This window comes from Ferrovibrio sp. (assembly GCF_019636075.1).
GTDB lineage: Bacteria > Pseudomonadota > Alphaproteobacteria > Ferrovibrionales > Ferrovibrionaceae > Ferrovibrio.
The window spans coordinates 42,593-54,975 of sequence record NZ_JAHBYG010000028.1; the positions used below are offsets into that span (position 1 = coordinate 42,593).

Genomic DNA, 12,383 nt, shown 5'->3' on the forward strand with positions numbered 1-12,383 from the left:
GTAAATTCTTCTCCAGGCAGATTCTTAGGCAGCGGCGATTGCGCCCGGCGCAGCGGCGGATTACCCCTGTTGAGCTGTTTTTCGCCGGGAAACCGATGCCTGCCTCATCTCCGCAAACCGCGCCCCCGCAAGTCACGCCCCCGCGTGCCACGCGCCTACAACACTGGGCCCTGGCCGCGCTGGTGGCCGGTGCGGTTGCCATCGCATTTTCGCCGATCTTCGTGCGTCTGTCGGAAGTGGGGCCCACGGCCACCGGGTTTTACCGCGCCATCCTGGCGGTGCCTCCGCTCTGGCTCTGGATGCGGTTGAAGCCGGAAACCCCGCCCTCTCCGGCCACGGGCGCTCGCCTGCCCATGGCGCTGATCCTGTTGCCCGGCTTGCTGTTTGCCGGAGATCTGTTCTTCTGGCATCTGTCGATCAAATACACTTCGGTGGCCAATGCCACGCTGCTGGCGAATTTCTCTCCCGTGGTGGTCGCGCTCGGCGCCTGGCTGGTGCTGGGTGAGAGGCTGAACCGTCTGTTCCTGTTCGCCATGGCGGTGTCGATCTGCGGCGCGCTGATGCTGGTGGGCTCCAGCCTGCAGCTTGGCGGCGGCAATGTGCTGGGCGACATGTTCGGTTTCATCACCGCCTGTTTCTATGGCCTTTACATGATCGCGGTGGCCAAGCTGCGCGGCAGCCATGGCACGCAGGCTTTGATGGTATGGTCCAGCCTGGTTACCGGGCTGGCTCTGTTGCCGGCGGCTTTGCTGATGGGCGAGGGATTGTTGCCGGCCACCGGCCAGGGCTGGCTCACGCTGTTTGCGCTGGCCTGGATCAGCCATGCATTGGGGCAGGGCCTGATCGCGTTTGCACTGGGCCATCTGCCGGCGTCGTTTTCCTCGCTGGTGGTATTGGTGCAGCCGGTTATGTCGGCCTTGTTCGGCTGGCTCTGGCTGGGCGAGGGTCTCACCATGCTGCAGATCGCCGGCGGCCTGACAGTGCTGCTGGGCATCTATCTGGCGCGCCGGGCGCAACTGCTTTAATCAGGCCGCTATATCGCTATATCGCTATGCCGCCAGCGGCTATGCAGCCGCGCGCTTTCTGGCAAAATCCACATACCAGTCCAGGCTCTGCGGATTGGCCATCGAGCCGAGATTGGCCACTTTCTCCAGCGGCTGGCCGAGCAGCAGTTTTTTCACCGGCACTTCCAGCTTCTTGCCCGAAAGCGTGCGCGGCACATCGGGCACCTGGAAAATGTCGTTGGGCACGAAACGCGCCGAAACCGAATTGCGGATCGCCAGGTTGATGCGGTCCTGCAATGCCTTGTCCAGCGTCAGGCCCGGGCGCAGCACCACGAAAAGCGGCATATAGCTGTCGCGGCCCAGGAATTCCAGATCCACCACCAGGCTATCCAGCACCTCGGGCAGTTCCTCCACCGCGCGGTAGATTTCGCTGGTGCCGAGCCGCAGGCCATAGCGGTTGATGGTGGCATCCGAACGGCCATAGATCACCGCGCCGCCGCGCGGCGTGATGCGGATCCAATCGCCATGGCGCCAGATGCCGGGATAGGTGTCGAAATAGCTTTCGCGATAGCGTTTGCCATCGGCGTCGTTCCACAGGAATAGCGGCATCGAGGGGATCGGCGATACGCAGACCAGTTCGCCTACTTCGTCGGTCAGCGCTTTGCCGTCGTCGTCGAAGGCCTGGATATCGGCGCCCAGGCAGCGGCATTGCATCTCGCCGGCATAGATCGGCTGCAGCACATTGCCGCCCACGAAGGCGCCGGCGAAATCCGTGCCGCCTGAAATCGAGGTAAGCCACACATCCTTGCCAAGCTGCTGGTAGATCCAGGCGTAAGACTCTTCCGAAAGCGGCGAGCCGGTGGACCCCACGCTGCGCAGATGCGACAGGTCGGCCACCTCGCGCGGCACCACGCCGGCCTTTTGGCAATTGGCATAGAAGGCGGCGCCGGCGCCGAAGAAGCTGAGCTTGGCTTCGCCGGCGAAGCGCCAGAGCCGCGTCCAGTCAGGATAGCTCGGTGCGCCGTCATACAGCGCGATGGTGGCGCCCGCCAGCAGGCCCGACATCTGCGCGTTCCACATGATCCAGCCGGTGGAGGAATACCAGTGGAACACATCCTCGGGCGCGATATCGTTATGCAGCACGATCAGCGCCATGATCACCATCACGATGCCGCCATGGCCGTGCACGATCGGCTTGGGCAGGCCCGTGGTGCCGGAGGAATACACCACCCAGAGCGGATGATCGAATGGCACTTGTTCCACAACCAGGGGCGCATGGCCCTCGGTGGCGCGATCCCACGGAATGCAATCCAGCGGACGATCCAGCTTGGGTGCACCGGTGCCCGGCATCAGCACCAGATGCTGCAAGGTCGGCAATGCAGCCACCAACTGGCTCAGCGTGTCGGTTTTGTCGTGATGCTTGCCGTTATAGTCGCAAGACGGCACGGCGATCAGTGCTGCGGGTTCGATCTGGCGGAAACGGTCGAGCACGGATTGCAGGCCCATATCCGGCGAGCAGACCGACCATACCGCACCCAGCGACACTACGGCCAGGAAAGCAATGATGGTTTCCGGCGTGTTGGGCGCATAGCACACCACGCGGTCGCCGCGCTTGATGCCATGGGCCCGCAGATGGGCCGACAGCGCGCCGACCTGGCGTTTCAATTCGGCCCAGCTCATCGAGGCGAGCGGGCGCACTTCCGATGCAAACAGGATGGCCGGCCGTTTGTCGGTTTCATGCTTGAAAATCTGATCGACGAAGTTCAACTCGGCGCCGACGAACCATTCCGCGCCCGGCATGTCGCGCCGGCCCAGCACTTTGGTGTAGGTTTTGCCATGCTTCACGTCGAAGTAGGTCCAAAGCGAAGCCCAGAAGGCTTCGGGCTCCCGCACAGACCATTGCCACAGCGTGTCGTAATCCTGGAAATCCAGGCCGCGCTCGGCGCGCAGCCAGTTCATGTAGAGCTTCAAACGGCTATTGGCTATGCGTTCGGGCGTGGGGGCCCATAGCAGGGCCGGTTGCTGCCGCTCACTCATGATTTCCTCCGGAAGGCTTATTTTTTCAATACAGCCAGTATATCCGGGGCGAATTTGCCGTCTAGCAGGATGAAGCACATGCGCGCCGGTTTGTCGGAGCGGTTGTCCCAGGCGTGATCGGTGCCGCGCTGCACCACCACATCGCCGGCGGTGAGGTGGGTTTCCGAGCCATCGTCCAGCACCAGGGTGATCTCGCCTTCCAGCACGATGCCGTAATCCACCGATTCCGTGCGATGCATCATCAGATGCGGCGAGCCGGGCTTCCAGGTGGCGGCATCGGCGGCATTGATCAGGCCGAAGGCGGCGCGCGCCGTATCCAGATTCATCGGCGGCGGCGGGGCGTCTTTCTGCCTGGGGCCGAAATCCACAAAGCGGATCACGCTGCCCTGCGGCGTGGGATGCAGATGCACCGGACCCGTTGTCGGATCGGCGCCGTTATCCACGCTGGCCGGGCTGCCCTTGGTGCGCCACAATTCCCAGAAGGCCACGCCGATTTCCGGCTTGTGCAGAGTGGGTTCCAGCACGGCATTCATGGCCACCACGGATTGGCCTTTGGCGTTGTGTCCGGTGACGATACGGCGGGGTGCGCGCATGATGTTCTTCCTTCACCAATGAACCATGGGCAGGCCCGCCACGGGTGAGCGGAACCAGGGGATATTGGTGCCGAACAGCGTGCCGATATGGGCATCGCGCAGATCGGCGCCGCCGAAGGTGATGCTGGCCATCCAGGGCGTGACGGCGGATTTCGTTGCGATCATATGCTCCGGCGCCGGTTTGCCGGCCTGATAGGCGGCTTCCAATGCGGCGATGGCTTCGGGGTTGCCATCATCGAACAGGGTGAGCACTTCGCGCTCCGGCGTGATGGCAATCAGCTTTTCCGCCATCACCAAAGTCACCCACAGATTGCCATAGGCATCGAAGGCGAGGCCATCGGGGAAGCCGGCGGGAAAGCCAGCCGAGCCGAAATCCTCCGGCCCATAGGTTTCGCGCGGCCCCAGCTTCGGGCCATCGGCGCCATCGCTGAATTTGAAGCGGCTGATGCGGCGGCCGCAGGTTTCCACGGCGTAGAGATATTCTTCCCTGGCATCGAAGCGCACTTCGTTGGTGAAATGCAGGCCATCGGCCATGATGCGCAGGCCCTTTTCGTCGGCCATGGCGATGAAGCCATCGTTCAGCCCGGGGCGGATCGCTTCCATCCAGTTCTTGATGCGGGTGGAGACGGTGAGCCAGATGCGGTTCTTGCTGTCGCGCAGCACGAAATTCACCTTGCCGATCGGCTGGCCGTCGATGCTGTCATACAGCACGCGGCTATCGCCCTGGCGGGTCATCACTTCCAGCCGGTCGGTGCCGAAATTGGAAATCAGGATATCGCCATTGGCGGCAAAGGCCAGGCCATTGGGCAGGGTGCCTTCGGTGAAGCGTTTCGCCAGATCGTTGGTGCCGGCGAATTGCGTATCGGCGCGCTGGGCGATCAGGCTCTGGCTGCCATCGGGGGCGATCCGCATCACGCCGCCGCGGGCATCGGCAGACCATAGCGTACCGTCGCGTTCGGCCAGGATGCATTCGGGCCGCTGCAGGTCGTGGCCCTTGAAACGCAGGTCGGATTTCTGCAGGCGGAAGCCTTTCAGCGGATTGGTCATAGCAAGGCCAGAGTGAGTTGCGGGAACAGCATCAGGATGATCAATGTGACCAGCATGATGCCGGCAAAGGGCAGGGTGCCCACGAAGATGGTGCGCAGCGATATAGCCGGATCGTTGATCGTGCTTTTGATCACGAACACGCTAAGCCCGAAGGGCGGCGTGAGCAGCCCGATCTCCACCGCCACGATGGTGATGATGCCGAACCAGATCAGGTTCATGTCGAACCCCATGGCGATCGGCAGCATCAGCGGCAGCACGATCAGCATGATCGAACTGGAATCGATGAAGCAGCCCAGCACGATCACCAGCAGGATATACACGAACAGGAATCCCAGCGGCCCCAGCCCGGCATGGCTTATGCCTTCCACCAGGAATTGCGGCACGCCGGATAGCGCCAGCATGCGGGTATACAGGCTGGCGCCGATGATCAGGAAGGAAACCGCCACCGTCACATGGCCGGTCTCGGTCAGCACCTGCCATAGTTTCTTGCTGTCCAGCTTGCGTTTGTAGAGCGCGATCAGCAATGCACCGCCCGCGCCCACCGCACCGGCATCGGTGGCGGTGAACAATCCGCCATAGATGCCGCCCAGCACGGCGCCGACCAGCAGGATGATCGGCCCGATCTTGCCGGCCATCTCCATGCCGCCCATCAGCGCGCCATCGGCATCGCCTTCTTGCCGGCCGCCCACATAGCTGGGCCAGAAACGCGCCATCAGCACGATGCCGATGCCATAGGCCAGGGCCAGCAGCAGGCCCGGCACCACGCCGGCCAGAAACATGCTGCCCACCGATACTTCGGCCAGGAAGCCATACAGGATCATCAGCAGGCTGGGCGGAATCAGCATGCCCAGCACGGAAGAGCCGGCCACCACGCCGGTGGCGAAGCCGGGCTTGTAGCCGAAGCGCAGCATTTCGGGCACCGCCACGCGGGTGAACACGGCGGCCGAGGCAATCGAAATGCCGGTGATGGCGGCGAAGATGGCATTGGCGGCCACGGTGGCCACGCCCAGGCCGCCGCGCAGCCGGCGCAGGCCCTGGTTCGCCACTTCGAAAGCATCCTTGCCGATATCCGCGATCGAAACCAGGAATCCCATCAGCACGAAAAGCGGCACCACGCCGAAGATATGGCTGGCTACGGCGTCGCTTGCGCCTTGCGCCAGCATGCTGGTGGCAACATCGGCGCTGTCTTTCAGCAACCACACGCCCACGAAAGAAGTGAGGCCGAGCGCAATGGCCACATGCAGGCCCAGCCAGATCAGCAGCATCATCACGCCGATGGTGGCGAAGCCGATTTCCAGGCCGGTCATTGCGCCGTCTCCGTTTCACTGCTCAGCACGTGGCGTAAATCGATCCCGGCCAACACCAGATATTGCAGGCAGGTGGCGGCGCTACCGATCAGGATCAGCAGCTTGATCGGCCAGGTCGGGGCGGTGAAATCGCCCGCCGCGCCCACATATTCGCCGATCTCCACCGCTTCCTGGAACGGCGCGATGCTGCCGTAAAATACCAGGGCCAGAAACACCGCGCCCAGCAGATGGAAGATGCCTTGCAACAGCCGGCCGATACGGGGCCTGCGGAGCAGCAAGCCTTCGATCACCATGTCGGATCGTGTCATGCGGCCGATCATCAGGGTATGGCCAAGCTGCAGGAACACGATGCCGACGATGGAAAGCGCCAGCAATTCGGTGGTGCCGCGCACGGGCGCGCCGAAGATTTCACGCCCCACGATGTCGCTGTTGACCAGCAGCATGAGGGCGAAAATCCATAATGTGCCCAGGGCGTTCATCGCGCCCAACAGACGGGAGAACATCGCGGCCACCACCGTTGCCTGGATTTACTCTTTGCTCCAGTCGCGCGGGAAGCTTACGCCGGCGGTCTTGAATTCGCCGATGAAGGTTTCCAGCACCTTGCTGCCCGGCATGCCCTTGCTATCCAGATCCTTGGCCCAGGGCAGGGCCACATTGGGCAGCACGGCGGCCCATTGCTTGCGTTCCTCGGCGCTCAGGTCGCGCGGCTTGGCGCCATTGGCTTCCATCTGCTTCAGCAGGTTGCCGCTGGTGGTGGCCAGCAATTCGTTGAAGCGTGCGTCGTATTCGCCGCCCACTTCCATCACGATCTTCTGGGCATCCTTGGGCAGCTTGTCGAATACCCGCTTGCTCATCACCAGGGCGCCGGCGAATTGCGCGCCGTAATTCACCTTGGTGATATGCGGGGCCACCTCGATCAGCTTGATCGGGAAAGCGCCGGTCACGAAGGTGAGCGCGCCTTCGGTCACGCCGGTCTGGATGTCGTTGTAGTAGGTCTGCAGCGAACCGGCCACGGCCACCGCGCCGGTGCCCTTCACCCAGTTGGCAGACGGCCCGGGGGCGTTGATCTTCTTGCCTTGCAGGTCTTCCAGCTTGCCGATCGGGTTCTTGGTGAACAGGTGATAGGTATCCAGGCCGGTGCCGCCCAGGAAGATCATGTTGTTCTTGGTCCAGGCCTCGGTCATGGCCGGGATTTTCGCCTGCACGCTCTTGATCACCTTCGACATCATGCGCACGTCGTCGGTCATGAACGGCGCCACATACGATACGTTATGCAGCGGGAATTTCGGCGCTTCGAAAATGGTGGAAACGAAGGCCAGTTCGGCCAGACCATCCTTAACCGCGCCGGATTCCGTGCCCAGCTTGGCAACCGTGCCGCCCCAGGCGCGGTTCCATTCGAACTTCGCCTTGCTGTTGGCGGCCGCCAGGCGCTTGTCCAGTTCGGGGATGAAGAATTCGTCGGCCAGCTTCACCCAGGGCAGGGTCACCGGATGCCCGGCCACGGCGGTCATTTTCACGGTCTGCGCCTGGGCCTGCTGTGCCAGGCCGCCGACGAATACTGCGCCGGCCAACAGGCCGAGCATGTGGATTTTTTTGCTCATTGTGTTTTCTCCCTAGGTTGGTTTTGGTTTTTGCCGGTGCTGTCAACTCCGCGCCGGTCGTTTGGTTTTTTGGCCCGTCGATGGCAGCGGGCCGGAATTTTCGGCAGCATTCTTGCCGAAGCAGAATTCGTAGGTATGGCCGAGATGGTGGTGCAGCAGCCGCAAGGCAGCGTCCGCATCGCGCGCCAGCACGGCTTCCATCAAGGCGCGATGCTCGCCCATCAGGTCCACCTCGGCATCGCTCAGGAAACTGTACATCATGCCATGGCGATAGCGTTCGGCCTGGTCGTATAGCCGCGATTGCTCCTCGATCAGACGGGGCGAACCGCAGGCGGCGATTAGGGCGGCATGGAAGGCCTTGTGCAATTCGCTGAACGCGGCCAGATCCTGCACCGGCCGGCCGCCCAGCCGCAGCACATGGCGATCCAGCTTATGGAAGGCGGACAGCACCTCGCCCTCCCAGGCATCGTCGCCCTTACGGATCGCCAATGCCAGGGCCGCGCTTTCCACCACCTGGCGCGCCAGGGTGATGTCGGCCAGGTCTTCCGCGCTCATCGGCGCCACACGGAAACCGCGCTGGCTTTCGCTGGCCACGAAGCCCTGGCTGATCAGCCTGGACAATGCCTCGCGCACCGGGCTGGCCGACAGGCCATAGCGCGCCTTCAGGTCCTCGATCTGCAACTTCGCACCGGAAGGGAAATGGCCGGCGATGATATCCTCGCGCAGCCGGCGATAGGCGAATTCGGTCAGGCTGCCCGCTTCGGCGGCCAGATCGCGTATCTCCTCCCGGTCTTTTTTATCGATGGCTTTTTTATCGTTCATGCTGGTCATCCTGGGGGCGGGGCCCGGCCGGAGTCAACGACAAAAAGAAAAAAAATCGACAAAATGGATAGCTATCGTTATTATCGCCTTCAACCGATAAAAAACGCCGGAGGAAACATGGCCCGCCGTTTCGTGGATCTATCCATCTATCTTGAAAACGACGTGATCTCCGATCCGCCGGGCTTCGGCCCGAAGATCGATTACATCACCCATCAGGACAGCCCGGCCGATATCGCGCGCTTCTTCCCCGGCCTGGCCAAGGAAGACCTGCCGGACGGCGAGGGCTGGGCGGTGGAGAATGTCACGCTCAACACCCATAACGGCACCCATCTGGATGCGCCCTATCATTTCCATTCCACGATGAATCGCGGCGAGCGCGCCTGGACCATCGATGAAGTGCCGCTGGATTGGTGTTTCGGCGATGGCGTGAAGCTGGATTTCCGCCGCTTTCCCGATGGCTATGTGGTCACCGACACGGATGTGGAGGCCGAGCTCAAGCGCGTCGGCTATACGCTGAAGGAAAAGGATATCGTGGTGGTGAACACCGCCGCCGGCGGGGCTTACGGCAAGCCGCATTATGTCTCCACCGGCTGCGGCATGGGCTACAAGGCCACGATGTATCTGCTCGAACGCGGCGTGCGCGTGACGGGCACCGATGCCTGGAGCTGGGATGCCCCCTTCGTGCATACCGCCGAGAAATACAAGGAAAGCCACGATGCCTCGCTGATCTGGGAGGGCCACAAGGCCGGCCGCCATATCGGCTATTGCCATCTGGAGAAGCTGCATAACCTGGAGGCTTTGCCGCCATTCGGTTTCACCATCTCCTGCTTCCCGCACAAGATCCGCGGCGCTTCCGCCGGCTGGACGCGCGCCGTCGCCATCATCGAAGAGTGAGCCAAACGCCATGAAGCTTTGCACCTACAGCCATCCCGGCACCGGCGACATGCGGCCCGGCGCGCTCACATCAGACGGCGCGATGATCGTGGATTTCGGCGCCGTCTTCGCCGATATGCTCAGCCTGATCAAAGGCGGCGACGAAGCCAAATCGGCCGCACAAGGCATTCTCGACAAGGCGGAGGTGCGCGTACCCCTGCTGGATGCCAAGCTGCATGCGCCGGTGCCGCTGCCCGAGCAGATCCGCGACAGCATGCTGTTCGAGAAGCATGTCTTCCAGGCGCGGCAGACCATGATCCGCATGCGCCACAAGCTGCTGGCCCCGCTGCTGCTGGCGGCTGGTGCGGCCAAGGTGCCGGCGGCCTGGTACAAGATTCCGATCTACTACAAATCCAATCGCTTCTCGGTGAACGGCACCAATGCCGATGTGATCTGGCCGCGCTATAGCAACGTGATGGATTTCGAGCTGGAATTCGGCTTCTTCCTCGGCAAGCGCGGCAAGAATATCAAGCCCTCCGAGGCTTTCAGCCATATTTTCGGCTTCACCATCTTCAACGATTTCTCCGCCCGCGACGCCCAGGGCCTGGAGATGCAGAGCATGCTCGGCCCCTGCAAGGGCAAGGATTTCGATACCGGCAATTGCATGGGGCCGTTCCTGGTGACCATGGACGAGATCGGCGATCCCTACAGCCTGCGCATGCAGGCGCGTGTGAACGGCCAGACCTGGTGCGACAGCAACTCCTCCACCATCCATCATAAATTCGAGGATCTGCTCGCGCGTGTCTCCGCCGATGAAACCGTGCATCCCGGCGAATTCTTCGGCTCCGGCACGGTGGGCGATGGCTGCGGCCTCGAACATGGCCGCTTCCTCAAGGATGGCGACGTGGTGGAGCTGGAAGTCGAGAAGATCGGCATCCTGCGCAATCGCGTGGTCCGGCAGAAATAGTTATCTTAATGTGAAAATATTGGATTTTAACTGATAAGAATGGGAGGTATTATTTCACAATGCACCCCCCACCCGAGAATATGCTATCATTTCCGGAAAAATTCAGCATAAGGCACATGCGACAAGCGTGTGTTCAAATAAAAAATCTTATTGAGTTTAGAGGATATGAAACAATAAATTTGGATTTTAGTAAGACTCAAGTCGCGTTTAGTGATGTTTTGGTCCCTTTTTCAATTGTTCTGCAAAAATATATTGATGAATGCGTGAAATTTAAGGTGGTTCTTCCACGCTATGATAAATTTAGAAGGCTTTTATTAAATACTGATTTTTTGCACCATATCGACCCGCGAAGATATCCGAAATCAAGCATTGAAGAAAAATTTCATTTACCAATAAAACGCTTCACTGATCCCAATGCGCAGGATGCGTTGGTGAACTCGATTATAGATAACATACTGCGAGTAATATATTTTCTAGACCGTTCTCATTTGCGCGCTCTTGAGTGGTCTCTAAATGAAATTATGGATAATGTTTTGACTCATTCCGAATCTTCATTGGGGGGGATGGTGCAATTAAGTATTCATTCCGTCTCTAAAGAGATAGCATTTTGTGTGGCGGATGCTGGTATTGGTATTCCTGTCTCATTGAGTGGGGGCCTGCAAAGACATTTAAGTCATGTTGAGGCGCTTGAAGAGTCGATTAAGGAGGGGGTTACCCGAGGAACTGGCCAAGGTAATGGTCTGTTTGGCAGTTCTCAAATTGCTGCAATTAGCGGCGGTGCCTTTTCAATAAATTCAGGAAAAGCCTTCCTTAATTATGACCGCAAAGATAAGGCGATAGCTCGACCAGATGATTCTGAATATTTTGGTACATCGATATCCTGTGCGATAAATTATTCCAAACCACTTATTCTCGAGCATGCGCTTAAATTTAAGGATGGTCCGCATTTGCCAATGGACCTTATTGATATGAAATATGACGGCATGGATGGGGTGTTGAACTTCTTGTTGTCGGCTGAGGCTCCGTCGATCAGTAATCGACCAGCTGGCTTTAGCACTCGAAAAAAATTAGAATATTTAATCTCTCAAATTACACCTAAACGGATTTTTTTAGATTTTAAAGATATTGGTATGATGTCTAGCAGTTTTGCTGATGAACTGATTTCAAAAACGGTAGAGAAGATTGGCATTAATGAATTTAACGATAAGTATATCATAGGAAATATATCTGAAATTAATATAAAAATTATATATAGATCCATTCGGCAGAGATTAAATGTTGATGAGGTAATTTTAAGGCATGCATATACTGATTAATTGATAATGTTATAAATTCGTATCGAAGCCGTGGTGTCTTTTAATCCTTTCATTCCGAGCTCTCTTCATCCGTATGTTTTGGGTGCGCGGTGGCGATGAGTTGTGTTCCCGATAAATTTCATATGTACGCCGATTGCGCGGCGTAAGCCGCCCCGCTTCACCCCTTAAACCTCGGCTCCGGCAATCCTGGCACCGGCAGGTCGATGGCGAACAGGCCGCCGGCCTGCGGCATGCTGGCGAGTTCCTCGTCCGTATGTTTCTGGCGCGCGGTGGTGATGAACAGTGTGCGCAAATCCTTGCCGCCGAAGCAGGGCATGGTGGGCGCCTTGGCTGGCAGCGCAATATCGCGCAGGCGCTCGCCGGCCGGTGAGAATTGCGCCACGCGGCTGCTGCCATACAGCGCGACCCAGTAATTGCCGGCTGAATCCACCGTGGCGCCATCGGGGCGTTCCTGGCTGGCGGCGAGATCGATGAAAACGCGCGGATTGCTGAGGGCGCCGCTCGTCGCATCGAAATCATAGGCCGTCACGCGATGGGTTGGCGTATCGGCGTGATACAGAATTTTGCCATCGGGGCTGAAGGCCAGGCCGTTGGATACGGTGACGCCTTTCACCCGGGCCTGAAAGCCGCGCGCGGCATCGAAGCAGAATAGCGTGGCTTCCGGCCGGCGCGGCTCATGCATGCTGCCGATCCAGAAACGGCCGGCGGCATCGCAGCGGCCATCGTTGAAGCGTTCTTCCGCCGGATCGTAGGGCGCATCGGCGAGTTTCGTGTGCCGGCCACCGGCCAGGTCCAGGCGATACAGCCCATCGCGCA

The 12,383-nt window shown here is 59.7% G+C and carries 12 protein-coding genes; 4 read left to right on the plus strand and 8 right to left on the minus strand.

All coding sequences use genetic code 11. The annotated features are described in order from the left end of the window. Positions 1-95: 95 nt before the first annotated feature. Positions 96-1,025, plus strand: a complete 930-nt coding sequence (locus tag KF827_RS12595) for a DMT family transporter (RefSeq protein ID WP_291005854.1) — start codon at positions 96-98, stop codon at positions 1,023-1,025. A gap of 39 nt (positions 1,026-1,064) precedes the next feature. Here KF827_RS12595 and KF827_RS12600 read toward each other — a convergent pair whose 3' ends face one another. From KF827_RS12600 to KF827_RS12630, 7 genes are read right to left on the minus strand one after another with little or no spacing between them, the layout of a single operon-like run. After that, positions 1,065-3,041: an acetoacetate--CoA ligase gene (locus tag KF827_RS12600; RefSeq protein WP_291005857.1), complete on the minus strand. Its 1,977-nt coding sequence runs from the start codon at positions 3,039-3,041 to the stop codon at positions 1,065-1,067. Between the two features lie 17 nt (positions 3,042-3,058). Continuing rightward, the gene (locus KF827_RS12605) at positions 3,059-3,634 is read right to left on the minus strand and encodes a cupin domain-containing protein (protein ID WP_291005860.1); all 576 of its coding nucleotides are present in this window, start codon (positions 3,632-3,634) and stop codon (positions 3,059-3,061) included. Positions 3,635-3,646: 12 nt separating this feature from the next. After that, a complete protein-coding gene (locus KF827_RS12610) occupies positions 3,647-4,681 on the minus strand; it encodes an SMP-30/gluconolactonase/LRE family protein (RefSeq protein ID WP_291005863.1) in 1,035 nt (344 codons plus the stop codon). Further along, positions 4,678-5,988, minus strand: coding sequence for a TRAP transporter large permease (locus KF827_RS12615; RefSeq protein ID WP_291005866.1), 1,311 nt, complete (start codon positions 5,986-5,988; stop codon positions 4,678-4,680). Before KF827_RS12615 ends, KF827_RS12610 begins: the two co-directional genes overlap by 4 nt. Next, positions 5,985-6,491, minus strand: a complete 507-nt coding sequence (locus KF827_RS12620; protein ID WP_291005870.1) for a TRAP transporter small permease — start codon at positions 6,489-6,491, stop codon at positions 5,985-5,987. The genes KF827_RS12615 and KF827_RS12620 overlap by 4 nt, the downstream gene beginning before the upstream one ends. A 24-nt stretch (positions 6,492-6,515) precedes the next feature. After that, positions 6,516-7,589, minus strand: a complete 1,074-nt coding sequence (locus tag KF827_RS12625; RefSeq protein WP_291005873.1) for a C4-dicarboxylate TRAP transporter substrate-binding protein — start codon at positions 7,587-7,589, stop codon at positions 6,516-6,518. A gap of 42 nt (positions 7,590-7,631) precedes the next feature. Further along, positions 7,632-8,411, minus strand: a complete 780-nt coding sequence (locus KF827_RS12630) for an FCD domain-containing protein (RefSeq protein WP_291005883.1) — start codon at positions 8,409-8,411, stop codon at positions 7,632-7,634. A 117-nt stretch (positions 8,412-8,528) separates the two neighbouring features. Here KF827_RS12630 and KF827_RS12635 point away from each other — a divergent pair, with 117 nt between their 5' ends. From KF827_RS12635 to KF827_RS12645, 3 genes are all read left to right on the plus strand, one after another. Then, positions 8,529-9,305 carry a cyclase family protein gene (locus tag KF827_RS12635; protein ID WP_291005885.1) on the plus strand — a complete coding sequence of 259 codons (777 nt, stop codon included), beginning with the start codon at positions 8,529-8,531 and terminating at the stop codon, positions 9,303-9,305. A 10-nt stretch (positions 9,306-9,315) separates the two neighbouring features. Then, positions 9,316-10,251, plus strand: coding sequence for a fumarylacetoacetate hydrolase family protein (locus KF827_RS12640; RefSeq protein ID WP_291005887.1), 936 nt, complete (start codon positions 9,316-9,318; stop codon positions 10,249-10,251). A 116-nt stretch (positions 10,252-10,367) separates the two neighbouring features. Then, positions 10,368-11,567: a DUF4325 domain-containing protein gene (locus KF827_RS12645; RefSeq protein WP_291005890.1), complete on the plus strand. Its 1,200-nt coding sequence runs from the start codon at positions 10,368-10,370 to the stop codon at positions 11,565-11,567. A gap of 157 nt (positions 11,568-11,724) precedes the next feature. Here KF827_RS12645 and KF827_RS12650 read toward each other — a convergent pair. Next, positions 11,725-12,383, minus strand: a 659-nt coding sequence (locus tag KF827_RS12650; RefSeq protein WP_291005893.1) for an SMP-30/gluconolactonase/LRE family protein, incomplete at its 5' end; no start/stop codon positions are given.